The sequence below is a fragment of the Kribbella sp. NPDC026611 genome (assembly GCF_040638345.1).
Lineage (GTDB): Bacteria > Actinomycetota > Actinomycetes > Propionibacteriales > Kribbellaceae > Kribbella.
Map to the genome: position 1 here is coordinate 372413 of NZ_JBEZYC010000006.1, position 16604 is coordinate 389016.

The following is a 16604-nucleotide window of genomic DNA, read 5'->3' on the forward strand; positions in this document are numbered from 1 at the left end:
CTCGCCGTGCCTGAGGGGGGAAGCGCATGTCCGACGTTGCGTTGTCCCTGCTCGCCGAACCGGAGTCTCCGGCGTCCTGGCGACGCCCGTTCGAGCGACTCGACGCCATCCTCGCCGCGGCGGTGGCTGCTGCTCGCGTGCGGTTCGGCGACGAGGCGGCGAACGACGCGTTCCGCGGCCTCTACATCACCGACGAGCAGGCGACGGCCGCGTTGCAGGACCAGCCGTCGCACCGCGCGCCGCCGGCCTGGACGACGTACGACGACAACTGGTCCTGGCTGCGGAGCACCTACGGACTGACCGACGCCGAGCTCGACGTCGTGCTGATCGCCCTGGCCCCAGAGGTCGACCTGAGGTACGAGCGGCTCTACGGCTACCTCCAGGACGACGTCAGCCGCCGCCGCGCCACGGTGAACCTGATCCTCGACCTGATCAGCACCTCACCCGACGACAAGCTGGTACGGCGTTCTCTGTTCGCCGCCGACGCCCCGCTGCTGCGAAACCACCTCGTCGACCTGGTCAGCGACGACCGGACCCATCCACCGCTCCTCGCGCAGACCGTCGTACTCGACGAGCAGATCACAGACGTCCTGCTGGCGAAGAGCGGTCTCGACCGACACTTGGCCGCGTTCTGCCGGCTCACCACGCCGCATTCCGGGGGCGAGCTCCCACCAACCATCCTGACCGCGGCACGCAGCGGCACCCCATTGCGTGTCCAGCTGTACGGCGCGGAGGGCCAGGGAACCGTCGCGCTGGCTCTGGCGGGGGAGCTGCGCGTTCCGATCCTTACCGTCCACGCTGCGCACCTTCCGGCCGCGGACGCAGAGGCAGCAATCATCATCACCCGGTCGTTCCGCGAGGCTCTGCTTCAGGAAGCAGTGCTGTTCATCGACGACGTGGACGTCCTCACCCATCGCGCCCACAGAGCCCTGACCGACGGCTTGGCCGATCATCCCGGCATCACCGTCATGGCCGGCACTCGCCCTTGGTCCGCGGCGAGCGGACCCGAGGTCCTCGACGTCGCGGTCAACTACGCAGATCTCGCGGCCAGGCGGCTGTCCACTCTCGCGCGCCGGGTCGAGCCGGAGTGCGGCTGGGCCGACCTCGTCGTACCGGAGGACACCACCGCGCAACTGCGGGAGCTGTGCGCTCGCGTCGGGTTGCGGTCGACCGTCCTCGACGAGTGGGGCTTCGGTGGGAAGCGCGGCCGCGGTACCAGCGCGCTGTTCACCGGGCCGCCGGGCACCGGCAAGACGACGGCGGCCGAAGTCGTGGCCGGTGAGCTCGGGCTGGACCTGTTCGCGATCGATCTGTCCACGGTGGTCAGCAAGTACATCGGGGAGACCGAGAAGAACCTGGAGAAGATCTTCACGGCCGCCGCCGACGCGGACGCGATCCTGTTGTTCGACGAGGCCGACGCGTTGTTCGGCAAGCGGTCCGAGGTGCACGACGCGCACGACCGGTACGCCAACGTCGAGACGTCGTACCTGCTGCAACGGATGGAGCAGTACGAAGGCGTCGCGATCCTCGCCACGAACTTCCGCCAGAACCTGGACGAGGCGTTCACCCGCCGGCTGCAGTTCATCGTCGAGTTCCCGTTCCCCGACGAGGAGCTGCGCGCCGGGATCTGGCGGGTCTGCTTCCCGGCCGGCGCACCATTGGCCGGGGAGCTGGACTTCGCCGGCCTGGCCCGCGACTTCCGGCTCTCCGGCGCGAACATCCGGAACGCGACGCTGCACGCGGCGTACCTGGCGGCAGCGGAGCGCGAGCCGATCGGGATGCCGCACCTGCGGCGGGCGATCCACCGTGAGTTCCAGAAGCTCGGCCGGGTCCGGCCGGAGCTGGGGTGAGCTGCCGTGTTCCAGGACCTCGACGAGACCTTGAAGGCGATGCTCGACGACGCGGCGGCACCGGCCGAGCTCCGGGCCGCGGACGTGAGCTTCGATACGCCGGACCGGGACTACAAGCCGGCCGAGGCGACCGTGAACCTCTTCCTGCACGAAGTGACGGAGAACCGGAGCCTCCGCGACGAGGCGCGCGTGCTGACCCGAGTGGCCGACGGCTACACCTCGCAGCTCCCGTCGCTGCGGGTCGACTGCACGTACCTGGCCACGGCTTGGTCCGCGCAGGCCGGCGGTCTGAAGGCGGCGGAAGAACACCGCCTGCTCGGGCTCACCCTGCAGTGGCTCAGCCGGTTCCCAGTGGTCGCCGACCGGTTCTTGCGCGGTTCACTCCAGACCCCGCCGCAGCCGTACCCGTTGCAGGCGATGGTCGCGCAGGCCAAGGAGAACAGGTCGACCGGCGACTTCTGGACCGCTCTCGGCATCGCGCCGCGGCCTGCGTTCCCGCTGACGGTGACCGTCACGGTCGAGCCGTACGACGAGGTCGTCCAGCTCCCGCCGGTCCACGAGGTGCACCTGCACAGCGGCCTGATCGACGACCCGCTGTTCCGGGGCGTGGTGTTCGACCATTCGCTCGTACCGGTCGCGGCCGCCACGGTCTCCGTCGACGGGACGGGCGCCCGGGCGACCTCCGGTCCGGACGGGGAGTTCGCCGTACCAGGTCTCGAGTTCGGGACGTACACCCTGACAGTGCGGGCGAGCGGGCGGCCCGACGAACAAGTCGCCGTGACGTATGCGGCCGACCATCAGACGCAGACGGTGGTGCTCTCCGGGCCCTAGGCGCGGAGGACGTGGGGAAACGAAAGGGGGAGGAGCATGGTCGACTACGCGACAGCGGCGCCGGGGATCCATGTTGAGGAGATCACGCCCGCGGGCCCGATCGAGGGGGCCGGGACGAGCGTGGCGGCGCTGATCGGTACGACGGCGACGCTGCCGACCGGCGACGCGCTCGGGAAGCCGGTACCGGTGACCAGCTGGAACGCGTACAAGGACCGGCTCGGCGAGTACAAGGCCGGGCAGAACCTGCCGTACGCCGTCCGCGGGTTCTTCGACAACGGCGGCACGTTCGCATACGTCGTACCGATCAAGGACATGGGCGGTCTGGACGGCGCGCTGGCGCAGCTGAGCCGGTTGCCCGACGTCGGGCTGGTGTGTGTGCCGGGGCTGGTGGATCCGGCGCTGCAGAAGGACAAGGTGATCAAGCACTGCGAGGACCTGGGCGACCGGTTCGCGATCCTGGACGGCATCCAGGACAAGGACCCGCTGAAACCGGGTGGCGCGCTGCTCACCCAACGGGCCGGACTGCTCTCGCCGAACGGTTTCGGTGCGCTCTACTGGCCGTGGATCACGATCCGCGACCCAGCCGGCGCTGCCGCGGACACCATCGCCGTACCGCCGTCGGGGCACCTGGCCGGCGTGATGGCCCGCTGCGACAGCACGGTCGGCGTCCACAAGGCCCCGGCCAACGAGCAGGTGCGTGGTGCCGTCGGGCTGGACTTCACGCTGAACGACACCGAGCAAGGCGCTCTGAACAAGCAGAACATCAACGCGCTGCGTGTTTTCCCCGGCGGGCCACCGCTGGTGTGGGGTGCGCGGACGCTCTCCGCCGACGTGCCCTGGCGCTTCGTCAACGTCCGCCGGCTGGTGTCGTACGTCGAGGACTCGCTGGTCGCCGGGTTGCGGTGGGCGGTGTTCGAGCCGAACACGCCGGGCCTGTGGAAGGGGCTGCAGCGGTCGATCACCGAGTTCCTCACCCGCGTCTGGGAGGCCGGCGGGCTGTTCGGCCGGTCGGCGAAAGAGGCCTTCTACGTGACGATCGACGAGTCGTTGAACCCCGCGGCGGTCCGGGACCGCGGCGAGGTGATCGTCGAGATCGGACTGGCCGTCACCCGCCCGGCCGAGCACATCGTGCTGCGGATCGGCCTCTGGGACGGCGGCGCCAAGGTCAGCGAGGGCTGATCCCAGGTTGAACCGGGCCGCGGCCCGGTCGAGAGGGGAGGCAAGGGGATGCCGCAGACAGGACAGCGCGTCGATCCGTACCGCAGTTTCAACTTCCTGGTCGAGCTGGACGGGATCGCGCAGGCCAGTTTCACCGAGTGCAGCGGGCTCGGCTCCACCACGGAGGTGATCGAGAACCGCGAAGGCGGCGACAACACCACGGTGCGCAAGCTGCCCGGCAAGACGACGTACACCGACATCACGCTGAAGTGGGGAGCGACGGCGTCGATCGAGCTGTGGGAGTGGCGGCTGCAGATCGTGCAGGGGCTCGTGGTCCGCAAGAACGGCTCGATCGTGGTCTTCGACCTGGCCAACAGCTCCGAGGTGGTGCGCTGGAACTTCGACCGGGCCTGGCCGACCAAGTGGGAGGGCTCGGCGTTCAACGCCAAGGGCAGCGAGATCATGATCGAGACCCTGGTCCTCGCGCACGAGGGCCTGGACCGGGTATGACCGGGCAGCTGGTCACCGAGGTGCCGTTCGAGCTCCCGAAGGGGTACGTCGACGCCGAGGGCACCCTGCACCGGTCCGGGACGATGCGGCTGGCGACCGCGGCGGACGAGATCTACCCGCTGCGCGACCCGCGGGTGCAGGGCTGGCCGGCGTACCTGATCGTGGTCCTGCTGGCCAGGGTGGTGACCAAGCTCGGCAGCCTGCCGGACGTGAACCCGGGGGTGGTCGAGGGCCTGTTCTCCGAGGATCTGGCGCATCTCCAGGACCTCTACAACCGGATCAACGGGCTCACGCCGCACCTGTTCTCGGTGGTCTGTCCGCACTGCGGAGAGAACCACGACGTGGAGGTGCCGCTGCTGGGGGGATAGCGGGCTACCCCTTGGACCGGGTCCACCAGGAGGCAGCCTTTCTCGGTCGGCACACGCACTGGACTCTCACGGAAGTGCTGACGCTGGATCACGCCGAGCGCCGGCGGTGGGTGCGCGAGGTGACCGCTCAGCTCGAGCCGGGCTGATGGCGTAGGGGGAGGGGGACAACATGGACGCTACGGCGGAGCGCCCGGACACGCTCGGGGAACGGCTGGCCCGCCTCGCCGAGTACCTGCGCCTGCGGCATGTCACCAGCTTCGCGTGGGCGCCGGGACTCGCGACGGTGCTGGACCGGCTCGACGCGCTCGACCAGTCCTGGGCCGGCCGGTTCGAGCGGCACGAGAACGCTGAGGACTGGGCTCCGCGCCGCGGCGCGTTCCCGTCGGCAGTCGCCGTACCATCGCCACTCCGCGAGCCGGAGGCGGTTGGCGAGCCGGAGCCGCAGCGGCTGCCGGTGGATGTGCGGGCACGGCTCCGCGAGGTGGCTGGGCCTGGCGTCGACCACCTGCAGGTACGCGTCGACGCGGAGGCGGACGCCGCGGCTCGTTCGCAGCACGCGGACGCGGTCACGGTCGGTACCACGGTCAAGGTGCGATCCGGGAAGTTCCGGCTGGATACTCCTGAGGGCCTCGGCCTGCTCGCGCACGAGGCGAGTCATGTCACCGCCCTGCTCGCGCGCGGCGCCGGCACGAGCCGAAGCACGCCGGATGGCATCGCGGCGGAAGAAGCTGTCGCGGCGCGTGTCGAGCGTCTGGCCCAACGGCTTCCGATGGGGAGCGAACCGGTCCGGCCCCCTGACAGCAAGTCCGTCGCCCTGTCGTACGAGGCTCATTCGGTAGGTCGCACCAATCATCTGCCTGCAGCGCCCCAAGCTCGCGTGGATGTCCCGAGCGCGCCGCCGGCAATGACTCCGATGCGCGCGGACGCCGACCGCGCGGAGGCGGGCGGCGGCCCCGGCCCTGCGTCGTTCGATGCCGAAGGGTTGCGGCAGGGCATCGTCGAGGAACTGATGCGCCGGCTGCGGACCGATTCCGAGCGGGGAGGCTGAGATGGCGTCGCCGCTGGCCAAGGCCGTGCTGATCGACACCACCACCGGGATCAGCCACGTGGTGATGTACAACCCCGAGGAGCTGAAGGTCGAGCAGGGCAACCAGTTCGCCGAGGTCGGCATCCCGGGGCTGAACGCCTCGCCGCTGCAGTACGTCCGCGGCAAGAACCGGGTCCTGACCATGGAGTTGTTCTTCGACACCTACGAGACCAAGGAGGACGTGCGGACCTTCACCGCGCCGATCGTCGGGCTGCTCGACAAGCTGCCGCAGACGCTCGCGCCGCCGGTGCTGCTGTTCTCCCTCGGCCGCGTGCAGTTCCGCTGCGTGCTCACCGACGCCGGCCAGCGGTTCACGATGTTCGCCCCGGACGGTACGCCGGTCCGCTCGACGATGTCGGTGCGCCTGCAGGAGTACGTCGACGTCTCGCTGGAGATTCGGCAGGGCGTGTTCATCGGGTCGCCGACCGCTTCGGCGATCGTGGACGTGGCGCTGACCCCGATCGTGGCCGCCGTCAGCCCGTCCGCGGCGTCGGCGATGCACACGGTGCTGGCCGGGGAGACGCTCAGCGGTATCGCGGGTGCGTACCTCGGCGATCCCGCGCGCTGGCGGGAGATCGCAAAGGCGAACGCGATCGTCGATCCGCTCGCCGTCAAGCCGGGGGCGTCGTTGGTGATCCCGGGTCCAGCGGCCGGATCGGGGCGGACGCCATGAGTGCACCGCCGTACGCCCCGCGCTTCGACGTCCGCCTGTCCGGCGTGACGCTGGCCGCGGACCTCGCCGACCAGGTGCTCAGCCTGACGGTCGAGAGCGACCTCGATCTGGCCGGCTCCTTCAGCCTGAGTCTGCGCAACCACGACAACGCGCTGCTCGACTCCGCCCTGCTCGACGTCGGCAAGACCGTCGAGATCCACCTCGGCTACGCGCAGGACCTGGTCCCCGCGTTCCTCGGCGAGGTGGCCGCGATCGAGCCGTCGTTCCCGGCCGACGGGCCGCCGACGATCACGGTCTCGGGGTACGACAAGTCGTACCGGCTGCGGCACACCCAGCCGGAACCGCGAACGTACGGCGATCTCAACGACAGCCTGATCGCGGCGCAGATCGCGGCCGAGAACGGGCTGACCCCGATCGTGGACCCGGTGCCGTTCCACGCCGACCGGGTCCAGGTCGAGACCGACATGGCTTTTCTGAAGGCGTGCGCCGAGCAGTATTTCTTCGACGTGTACGTCGAGTGGGACCGGCTGCACTTCCACTTCCCGCGGCCGCAACTGGCCGCGCACACCCTGGAGTGGGGCAAGAACCTGTCCAGCTTCAGCCCGCGGATCTCGGCCACCGGCCTGGCCGGCGTGCAACAGGTCCGCGTCTACAACCAGGAGCTCGCCCAGGCGCTCACGGTGACCATGCTGGCCGCGGACCTCGACCCGGACAACCTGGTCGAGCGGCTCGGCAGCTCGGCGGCGCAACTGCTGATGTCCTTTGTCCGCAAGGGGATCCGGCGTCAGTCGATCGGCAACCCGGTCCAGGCCGCGGCAGTGGCCAGGGCAATCCTGTCGAACCTGCTCGAGGGCATCTACGAGGGCAACGGGTCCTGTATCGGCATCCCGGACCTGTCGGCCGGCCGCTACGTCACGATCGCCGGCGTGGGGAAGCGGTTCAGCGGCACCTACCGGCTGCGGAAGGTGACGCACCGGATCGACGGCAACGGCTTCCGGACCGACTTCTCGATCACGCAGAGCGGGCACTCGAGCCTGCTCGGGCTGCTGCGGAAGAAGCTGGTCGAGACACCGTCGCCGAACCAGGCGGAGAAGTTCTACGGCGTGGTCCTGGCCGTGGTCGAGAACAACAACGAGCTCGGGGCCGCGACGGCGACGCCGGCGATCGGGCGGGTCCAGGTGAGCTTCCCCGGGTTGGGCGACAGCTTCAAGAGTGGCTGGGCACCGTGCGTCCGCCCGATGGCCGGCGACGGTACCGGCTTCTGGGCCCTGCCCGACAAAGGGGATCAGGTGCTGGTCGCGTTCGAGCACGGTGAGCTGTCGAAGCCGTACGTGCTGGGTGCGCTGTGGACGGCGCTGCGTAAGCCGCCGACCGACAACGCGGACGGTCAGAACGCCCGCAAGGTGCTCAAGTCCAAGTCGGGACACACCATCACCTTCGACGACACGACCGGCGCCGCGGCGCTCACGATCAGCGCGGCCGGTGACCTGGCGATCAAGGCGAGCGGCGAGCTCAAGCTCGAGGCGGCCGGCGGCACGGCGATCACGATGGCCGCGGACGGGGTGGACGTGACATGACCGAGGAGGGGAGTCGATGGTCAATCCAACGGTGCTGACCACGGACAGCACGCTCAACTGCTTCCACGGGTTCGCGGTGTCGGCCGGCAGTTCGAGCCGGCTTCGGGTCGGCGGCAAGAACGTGCTGCTGGCGAAGCTCGGCGGCAAGTCCATCGACTGCAAGGTGCCGAATGACCCGACGACCTCGACCAAACAGTGTACGAAGGTCACCCAGGTGTCGGCCGGCGAGTCGTCCAAGCTGACGGTCGGTGGGGCGTCAGTGCTGCTCACCGGCCTGGCCGGGATCTCCGATGGCGGTCCACCTCTCGCTGCCGCACCGCTGCTGCCGGCTGTCGCGAACCAGTCCAAGCTACGAGCGGCGGTGGCGCCATGACCGACGAGGTGCTCGGCCGCGGGGTCGCGTTCCCGCTGCGGATCAGTGGGCCCGGGCTCGCCGAGTCCGCGGGGGTGGCCCGGGTCGAGGAGTCGATCCGGATCATCCTCGGCACGCAGTACGGCGAACGCGTCATGCGCCCCGGGTTCGGCGCCAACCTGAAGAGCCTGGTCTTCGCGCCGAACAACGCGGCCACGGCGAGCCTTGCGGCGTACTACGTGACCGACGCGCTCGGCCGGTGGGAGCAGCGCATCGACGTGCTCGACGTCCGGGTGACGAACGACGTCGACGCGGGCGCGCTCGTGATCGAGATCCGGTACCGGCTCCGGGCCACCGCCCAGGAGCACCAACTGGTCCTTCCCTTCCTGCTGGAGCGTGGCTGATGGCTCCCGAATCGAACCGTGGGCGGATCGTGCCGCCGGACCTGGACGACCGGACCTGGCAAGACCTGGTCAACGAGATGCGGGCACTGATCCCGAAGTACGCGCCGCAGTGGACCGACCACAACCCGAGCGACCTCGGCGTCACGCTGATCGAGCTGTTCGCCTGGCTCGGTGAGAGCATCATCTACCGGCTGAACCAGACGCCGGAGAAGAACTACCTGGCCTTCCTCAACCTGCTCGGGATCACCCGCGATCCGCCGACCCCCGCGCGGACCTACCTGACCTACAGTTCCTCGGTCCCGGCGCCGGTCACGGTGCCGGCCGGGACCCAGGCGCAGACCCTCGACCCGGCCGGTGGACGGCCGGTGCTGTTCGAGACCGACCAGGACTTCGTCGTACTGCCCACCAATCTGAAGGCGGCGCTCCGGGTCGGTCCGCTGGCGGCGGGCGCGACGCGGGCGACCTACCGCAACGTGTCGACCGACCTGGTTGCCCCGCCGACTGCGGAACATCTCGTCGAGGTCCCGGCTGAGCAGACGGTCGCGTTCTATCTGGGGTTCGACCAGCCGGTGACGAACGACGTGACGCTGGACCTGCGCCTCTACCAGGCGGCCCGGACTGCCGGGGCAGCCAAGGTACGCGCCACCTACTCCAGGGGTACGACGGAACCGTTGGCCTGGCCGCCGGTGCCTACGCCGGCCGACGGGACCGAGGGACTGCAGCACGACGGAACAGTGCGGCTGTCGATACCGGCCGACTGGGCCTCGCAGCGCGCCGCCGGTCCCGACGCCACCAAACCATGGAAGACCGTGCTACCCGCGACCGATGCGGACCAGCTCGTCGAGCCACTCTTCTGGGTGGGTCTGCTGATCGACGCGCCGGCTGCTGCACCGACGCCCGGCGGGGACCCGCCACCCGCACTCGCGATCGGCATCGACCGGCTGCTGTTCAACGCGGTCTCCGCGCGGGCCGCGCTGTCGATCCGGACGCCCGAGGAGCTGGGCGAGAGCACCGGCCAAGGGTTCCAGGTATTTGCCCTGCGCAACCGTCCGTTGTACCGGCGGCCGGGGCTGACCGCGCCGTACGCCGATCTGGTCGTCCAGGTCCAGTCCGGGACGCCGCCGGTGTGGCACGACTGGAAGCTGGTCGACGAGTTCCCGCCCGGTGCCGGTGAGGTCTACCGGGTCGACGCGGTCGCGGGCGAGGTGCGCTTCGGCAACTTCGACGAGCGATCCGGCAAGGGCAGCGGATCGGTGCCGCCGAGAGGCAGCAAGATCCAGGCCGCCCGCTACCGGTACGTCGCTTCCGGCGCCGGCGGCAACGTCGGGCCGAACCAGGTCACGGTCCTCGGCACGGTTCCCGGCGGCGGCTCGGCGAACGGCATCGCCACGGTGACGAACCACGGACCGGCGCGGGACGGCGCGGACGAGGAGCCGATCGAGGAAACGATGCGGCGGGCGCCGGAGGAGCTGCGGATCCGCTACCGCGCGGTGACCGTGGACGACTACGAGTTCCTCGCGCGGGAGGCGAGCAACGACCTGCGGATCAGGCGCTGCCTGCCGCCGCGGATACACACCTCGGACGCGCCGGGTCAGCCACCACCATGGCGGGCCGGTGATCCCTGGACGTTCGGCGGACTGGTCCGCGCGCCCGGCACGGTCAACCTGGTGATTGCCCCGGACCGGACTGTCGAAGTACCTCGGCCGGAGCCCACCCCGGACCAGATCCGGCTCGTCCAGGCGTACCTCGATGCGCGCCGGGACCTCACCGCCCGGCTGGAGGTGGTCGCGCCGCGGTACCTGCCGGTGATCGTCAACGTCGAGATCATGGTCTTCCAGCAGGCCCTGGACGCGGGCGCCGACATCGACGCCATCAAGGCCGACACCAAGGCGCGGATCCAGAAGTTCCTGCACCCCACCAGCGGCGGGCCGGAGGGAAAGGGCTGGGCAGTCGGGGCGCCGGTGTTCACCTCCGACGTGTTCCGGGCGCTGATGCCGACCGAGGACCTCGGGTTCATCAGTGTCCTGCAGGTGAAGCCGGACACGCCGGTCTACCACTTCCCGCCGCTCGGTCCGGGTGGGGTCTACAAGGGGGACGTGGAGCGGCCGTTCGCGTTGTCGACGTTCGGTGCGTCGGTGCGGCTGGCCGACTACGAGCTGGTCTGTGCGGCGGACGATTCCGTGCAGCAGGTCAAGACCACGCCGGTGCAGGTCTGAGCGCCCGATGACCGAGTCGAGCAGCTATCTCGCGTACCTCCCGCCGGTGCTCTGGCGGGACTCTCCCACGGCCGAGAACCCGGAGCGGCTCGACCTCGGTGCGGTGCTGCGGATCTTCGAGAAGGTCGCGACCGGTGTGCCGGACGACGTACGCCTGACGCACGTCGGCGCCGCTCGGCCTCATGATCACCCGGCGCTCACCGATGAGATCGCCGACCTGCACCGGCTGTTCGACCCGTGGACGACGCCTACGGAGTTCCTGCCCTGGCTGGCCTCCTGGGTTGCGCTCGACTTCCCCACCTTGCAAGGGGTCCCGCTCTGGGAGGAGTACCAGCGGCGCAAGGTGACCGCCGAGATCGCGCAGATCTACCGGCTGCGCGGCCGCAAGACGGGCCTGAACCAGTACCTCGAGCTGTACGCCGTCGGGCAGGCGCGCCCGCGGGTCACTGTCGACGACGGCGCCCGGCTGCTGAGTGTCAGCCCGCGCACGGGCGAGCTGTCGAAGGTCAGCGCGCTCGTCTCGCAGGGTCCAGTGGTGACGGCGGGTGTGGTGCGTTCGGAGGGCCTGACCCGGCCTTGGTGCGTGACGGCCGGTCCGGACGGAAGACTGTTCGTGGGCGATATCGGCCTCCCCGATGGGGCGCCGGTACACCTGCCGAGCCGGGTCTGGCATCTCGATGCCGCGGGCCGTTACGACCTGTCGGGTACGCCGCCGCGGCCGGCGCCGCTGTCGCCGGATACCGCCAACCTCAAGGACATCGTCGCGGTCGCGGTTCGTCCAGCTCGTGCTCCGGCGCCCGAGACGCTGTACGTACTGACCCGCACCGGCCGGCTGTTCGCCGTACCGGCTCCGTACCGCGGGGTCGCGGCCACGCTCGTGGCGACGTTGTCGACGCCCGGTACGGCGGTGTGGATGGTCGCGCTGGCGGTGGACCCGTCGACTGGCGACCTGCTTGCGCTTGATCGCGGCGGCCGGCCACCGCAGGCGCCGGCACCGACCGCAGTGACCGTCCGGCCGAGCCCGTTGACGGTGACTCGCACCGCCTTGACGAAGACGGTCGAACCGCTGTCGTTGCTCGTCGAGACCAACGGCACGCTCCTGCTCGGCGACGGCGGCGACCAGGAGTCGGCCGGCGCAGGCAACCTGCTGCGCGTCGATCGGGGGAGTACGCCGTGGCGGGAGACTCTGTTGCTCCCGGCAGCGAATCCATTGGTCGCGCCAACGGGACTGGCACGCATCGCGGGTGGGACCTTGTACGTGCTCGACGTCGGGCTCAAGCCCTTCGCTCCGTCGGCCACCGATCCGTTCATCTGCCCGGTGGCCGAGCCCGCAGTCGTTTATGCCGTCGATCTCAGCGTGTCGACCTGCACCCGGATCACCGCTCCCGGGGAGTTCGTGTACCCCACCGGGCTGGCGGCGATCGGTGACCGGTTGGTGGTAAGCGATCCGGGCCAGCCGGAGGTGTCCGGGCTGGAGCCGTACTGGGGCCGGGTCCGCCCGTTCGAGTTCGACGTGTCGATCCACTTCACCGAGTCCCGGCTGCCGGCCGATCCGGTCGTCCGGAAACGCGTCCTCGACCAGGCCGTCGGCAACATCAGCTCGATCGTGACGGAGCAGAAGCCGGCGCACACGCTGTGGACGCTGAACACCTCGATCCTCTGAACAGAAAGGAGTCCTCCAGTGGCTGAGGGGCTGGTACGGCGAACGCAGTACTGGAACCTGCCGACGCACACGGTACGCACCGGATCGACCGGGCACGGGGAAAGTCTGCTCGATCTGGAGGACTACCTCCTGCCGATGGAGGACGCCCGCGACGCGGCCCTCCATCGATGGGGTGTCGCCGACGGTCTCGAAGTGTCGGCGGCAGTCGGAGCCGGCGAGGTGACGGTGTCGCCGGGCGTCGCTCTCGACCGGAGCGGCCGCACGATCTTGCTGACCGACGGCGGCGTCGCGGTGACCGATCCGGCCGTGGACCCGGCCGCGGTGCTCGATGTCGGCACGGTGCCGGTCGGCCCGGCGGGGGTGGTGCTGGCGACGGCCGGAGCGGTTGGGTCCTGTTTGCTGACTTTGACCTGGCGGGAAGTGCAGCGGGACGAAGCGAATGCGCCGATTTTGTTGCACGCTCCTTGGCTGCGGGTGCTGCCGGTGGCGGGGTTCGTGGACAGTGGGGAGCAGGTTGTCCTGGCCGGGCTCGAGTTGGACGCCGCCGGGCAGGTCACGAGTCTGGCGCCGGGGCTGCGACGGCTTGCGGGTTCGTCGGCCGGAAGCCTGGAGCTGCGCGCCAGGTCAGCCGGTCCAACGGTCGGCCAGACTCCGGTTGCCGTGCTGGGCGCGGAGCTGAACGGGGACGTGGTGCTGAGCCTGCTCGGAGGCGGCGTACCGCAGCCCGCGTTGCGGGTATCGGCCGGCAGCGGGGATGTTCAGCTGTCCGGTGCTCTCGCGGTCGGCGGAACAGTTCGGGCCGGAACGGTTCGGGCCGGGACGTCGCTCACTGTTGGGCTCGGTGCTGCGGCCCCGACGCGCGACGTGCACGTCGAGGGGACCGAGGTACACAGCGGCGGGCCTGGCGGCGGGTACTCGTTCGCGGACCGCGAGGTTGGGTCTTTCGTCGAGACACCCGAGGCAGGTCAGCGCTGGGTCTGGTACGCCGCGGGCGCCTCGGCACGCCTGTGGTCGCACGACGACATCCTGACGATCAGGTCCGGACCGGTCGCAGCAGCCTCCGACGGCGTCGGCCTGGATGTCTTCGGGCGGATGCGGGTGCGGCAGAACGGCGTTTTCACGGCCGGGATGTGGTTCCACCAGGACGCGGACCGCGGTTTCGTCGGGATGCTCGACAACACGCACATCGGCCTGTTCGGCGCGAACGGCGCCGGCTGGGGCCTGGTGATGGACACCTCCACCGCCAACGTCGGCATCGGCATCGGTGGGGGAGTGCCGGGGGCTCGGCTGCACGTGGACGGGTTCACCGCGATTCGCGCCGCCGGACGGGTCAGTTCGCCCGCGGGTCCAGGGCCGTTCCACCCGTTCCCGTTCCTCCAGGGCGTCGGCGTCGACGCGAGCGGGGACATCGGGATCCGGGCCAAGGGGCGGCTCTGGGCGGCCGACTTCGACGGTGACGTCTCGATCAGCGGCAAGCTGTCGAAGTCCGGGGGTGGGTTCACCATCGACCACCCGGTCGATCCGGACACCAAGTTCCTGTCGCACTCCTTCGTCGAGTCCCCAGAGATGCTGAACCTGTACGCCGGCACGGTCGTCAGCGACGGCGGAGGCCACGCCTCGATCGAGCTACCGGCGTACTTCGAGGCGCTGAACCGTGACGTCACCTACCAGCTCACGCCGACCGGGGACTTCCGGCCGCATGTCACCGCGATCGGAAAGCTCTCGGGCAACCGGTTGGAGATCCGGACCGAGCCCGCCGGACTCACGGTGCACTGGCTGGTGACCGGCGTACGACAGGATCCGTGGGCGAACGCGAACCGGATCGTCCCAGAGACGCCGAAACCGGCGACGAGTTGACGGAGTGATGGTTGTGACGGATGAGCGGTTGCGGGCGCGGTTGGCGGAGCTGCGGCGGGAGTATGCGGTGGGTGAGGGGCAGCTGCGGGAGTTGCTGCAGCAGGAGTCCGGGTTGCGGGAGACGTTGTTGCGGATCAGCGGCGCGATCCAGGTGCTCGAGGAACTGGCCGGCGAGGTGCCGCGCAGCGAACAGGTGGCCGATGACGGCCGGCAGGTCTTGAACGTTCCGTAGGAAACGAGGGGAGTCGTCGATGAGTGCCACAGGCCTGGTCCGGACGCAGTACTGGAACGTCAGCGGCCCGAATCCCACGCCGCGGTCGGGGATGACGTCGCGCGCGGAGTCGCGCACCGATGTCGAGGGGTACATCCTGGCCGCGGACGCCGCCCGGACCGCCGCCACCTACGGGTACGGCGTCGCGGACGGCCTGCAGGTGTCGGCCACGGCCGGCGAGACCGCGATCACCGTCGCCCCGGGCGTCGCCCTCGACGGGAGCGGGCAGATCGTGGTGCTGGCCGAGGGCGGCCTGGCGATCGTGGATCCGTTCGTCGGGCCGGGCGGCGTACAGAACATCCCGACCGTGCAGGTCGAAGCGAGTGGGGTCGCGTTCGACACCACCGGGCTGGCGGGGGACTTGTTCTTCACCATCACCTGGCGCGAGGTCGAGGAGGCGACGTCGGGGTTGCTGGTGCTGAACCAGGCGCCGTGGCTGCGACTGGTCGACCCGGCGACCTACGTCGACGACGGGCTTCAGCTCGTGCTGGCAGTCGTCAGTCTCGGGACCGGAGGCGTCGTCGACGCACTCGATCCGGGAGCGCGCCGGTACGTCGGGATGCGGGCCAGTCGGCTGGAGCTGCGTTTGCCGGGCCTCGATCCGGCGGGACCGACCGTCGGTCAGCGTCCGGCCGCGGAGCTGGCGGTCCGGACCGACGGTGGAGTCGATCTCAATCTGCTCCCGTCGGCGAGCCGGGCGCTCTCCGTCCTGGGTGGCAACGGCGCCGTCGAAATCGCCGCCGGCCTGCGCGTGGGCGGTCCGACTGCACTCGGTGCCGGGCTGACCGTCGCCGCCGGGATCGAGACCGACGGAGACCTGACCATCGCGGGTGACACCGCCGCCACCGGCGACCTCGCGGTCGCGGGCCGGATCTCCGCCGGTAGCGACCTGGCAGTGGTCGGGAACGCCGCGCTGGCAGGGCAACTGACAGCGGCCGGCGCGGCGCTGACCACGCTGTCGGTGAGCGGTGGCGCCGATCTGGGGTCGAACCTGACCGTGCACGGTACCGAGACGATCGGCATCGATCTCGTCGTCTCGCGCAACGTCCTGGTCGACGGTCGGATCGGGGTGCGGAAGACCAACCCGGCCTTCGAGCTCGACGTGGCCGGCACGATCTGCGCGAACACCTTCTGCAACCCGTCGGACCTGCGGGTGAAGTCCGACGTCCGCGAGCTCGGGGACGTGCTCGACCGGCTGGCCGACGTCCGGGCGGTGACGTTCGTGCCGGCGCAGGCCGATCTCGAGACGCCGGTCCGGCGGCACGCGGGCGTGGTGGCACAGGAGGTCGCCGAGTCGCTGCCGGAGCTGGTGATCCCGATGGGTCCGGACGGGTTGATGGCGGTCGACTACGCGGGTCTGGCCGGCGTACTCGTTGGGGCGGTCAACGAATTGCGCGCTGTTGCGGCGGAGTTGTCGGAGCGGGTGGCGGAGCTGGAGGACCGGCGCGATGTTCGCGGATGACTCTCCCGAGCTGGACGAGTTCGACCTCGATCTGGTGTTCGGTGAGCTCGAGCAGCACGGCATCGTGCTGTACCTGCCGACCGGGCGCGAGATCCCGGGCGAGACGTGCAACACGAACAACGCGACCTGCCCGGACACCTGTCACGCGACCTGCCCGGCCACGTGTCACGCGACCTGTCCGGACACGTGCCATGCCACGTGTCAGGCGACCTGCCGCGCAACCTGTCGGGAGACCTGCCAAGCCACCTGCCACGAGACCTGTCACCACCAGACCTTCGCAAACACGCACTGCTTCACCTGTCGATCAGGTTGCCAGGAGCCGTGA

General features: G+C 70.0%; 17 protein-coding genes. All 17 read left to right on the forward strand.

The annotated features are described in order from the left end of the window. The first annotated feature begins 26 nt into the window (after positions 1-26). The 17 genes from AB0E69_RS26085 to AB0E69_RS26165 are packed head-to-tail and all read left to right on the forward strand — an operon-like array spanning position 27 to position 16604. Positions 27-1850 carry an ATP-binding protein gene (locus AB0E69_RS26085; RefSeq protein ID WP_360151187.1) on the forward strand — a complete coding sequence of 608 codons (1824 nt, stop codon included), beginning with the start codon at positions 27-29 and terminating at the stop codon, positions 1848-1850. A 6-nt stretch (positions 1851-1856) separates the two neighbouring features. After that, positions 1857-2681, forward strand: coding sequence for a Pvc16 family protein (locus tag AB0E69_RS26090; RefSeq protein WP_360151190.1), 825 nt, complete (start codon positions 1857-1859; stop codon positions 2679-2681). Between the two features lie 36 nt (positions 2682-2717). Beyond that, the gene (locus AB0E69_RS26095; protein ID WP_360151193.1) at positions 2718-3860 is read left to right on the forward strand and encodes a phage tail sheath subtilisin-like domain-containing protein; all 1143 of its coding nucleotides are present in this window, start codon (positions 2718-2720) and stop codon (positions 3858-3860) included. A 48-nt stretch (positions 3861-3908) separates the two neighbouring features. Further along, a complete protein-coding gene (locus tag AB0E69_RS26100) occupies positions 3909-4349 on the forward strand; it encodes a phage tail protein (protein ID WP_360151196.1) in 441 nt (146 codons plus the stop codon). Beyond that, complete coding sequence (locus AB0E69_RS26105) at positions 4346-4717, forward strand: hypothetical protein (RefSeq protein ID WP_360151199.1); 372 nt, start codon at positions 4346-4348, stop codon at positions 4715-4717. Before AB0E69_RS26100 ends, AB0E69_RS26105 begins: the two co-directional genes overlap by 4 nt. Before the next feature lie 11 nt (positions 4718-4728). After that, on the forward strand, positions 4729-4863 hold the full coding sequence (locus AB0E69_RS26110; RefSeq protein WP_360151202.1) for a DUF6760 family protein: 135 nt from the start codon (positions 4729-4731) through the stop codon (positions 4861-4863). Between the two features lie 23 nt (positions 4864-4886). Next, positions 4887-5765 (forward strand): DUF4157 domain-containing protein, encoded by an 879-nt coding sequence (locus AB0E69_RS26115; RefSeq protein WP_360151205.1) that lies wholly within the window; start codon positions 4887-4889, stop codon positions 5763-5765. Between the two features lies 1 nt (position 5766). Next, positions 5767-6477: a LysM peptidoglycan-binding domain-containing protein gene (locus AB0E69_RS26120; protein ID WP_360151208.1), complete on the forward strand. Its 711-nt coding sequence runs from the start codon at positions 5767-5769 to the stop codon at positions 6475-6477. Continuing rightward, positions 6474-8054 carry a phage baseplate assembly protein V gene (locus tag AB0E69_RS26125; RefSeq protein WP_360151210.1) on the forward strand — a complete coding sequence of 527 codons (1581 nt, stop codon included), beginning with the start codon at positions 6474-6476 and terminating at the stop codon, positions 8052-8054. The genes AB0E69_RS26120 and AB0E69_RS26125 overlap by 4 nt, the downstream gene beginning before the upstream one ends. 16 nt (positions 8055-8070) lie before the next feature. After that, positions 8071-8427: a hypothetical protein gene (locus AB0E69_RS26130; RefSeq protein WP_360151213.1), complete on the forward strand. Its 357-nt coding sequence runs from the start codon at positions 8071-8073 to the stop codon at positions 8425-8427. Further along, on the forward strand, positions 8424-8810 hold the full coding sequence (locus tag AB0E69_RS26135; RefSeq protein ID WP_360151216.1) for a GPW/gp25 family protein: 387 nt from the start codon (positions 8424-8426) through the stop codon (positions 8808-8810). The genes AB0E69_RS26130 and AB0E69_RS26135 overlap by 4 nt, the downstream gene beginning before the upstream one ends. Next, complete coding sequence (locus AB0E69_RS26140; RefSeq protein WP_360151219.1) at positions 8810-11026, forward strand: putative baseplate assembly protein; 2217 nt, start codon at positions 8810-8812, stop codon at positions 11024-11026. Before AB0E69_RS26135 ends, AB0E69_RS26140 begins: the two co-directional genes overlap by 1 nt. Before the next feature lie 7 nt (positions 11027-11033). After that, a complete protein-coding gene (locus tag AB0E69_RS26145) occupies positions 11034-12689 on the forward strand; it encodes a phage tail protein (protein WP_360151222.1) in 1656 nt (551 codons plus the stop codon). An 18-nt stretch (positions 12690-12707) separates the two neighbouring features. Continuing rightward, positions 12708-14546 (forward strand): hypothetical protein, encoded by a 1839-nt coding sequence (locus AB0E69_RS26150; RefSeq protein ID WP_360151225.1) that lies wholly within the window; start codon positions 12708-12710, stop codon positions 14544-14546. Between the two features lie 7 nt (positions 14547-14553). Beyond that, positions 14554-14778: a hypothetical protein gene (locus AB0E69_RS26155; RefSeq protein WP_360151228.1), complete on the forward strand. Its 225-nt coding sequence runs from the start codon at positions 14554-14556 to the stop codon at positions 14776-14778. Between the two features lie 19 nt (positions 14779-14797). Next, the gene (locus tag AB0E69_RS26160) at positions 14798-16279 is read left to right on the forward strand and encodes a tail fiber domain-containing protein (RefSeq protein ID WP_360151231.1); all 1482 of its coding nucleotides are present in this window, start codon (positions 14798-14800) and stop codon (positions 16277-16279) included. Then, positions 16266-16604, forward strand: coding sequence for a hypothetical protein (locus AB0E69_RS26165; protein ID WP_360151234.1), 339 nt, complete (start codon positions 16266-16268; stop codon positions 16602-16604). The genes AB0E69_RS26160 and AB0E69_RS26165 overlap by 14 nt, the downstream gene beginning before the upstream one ends.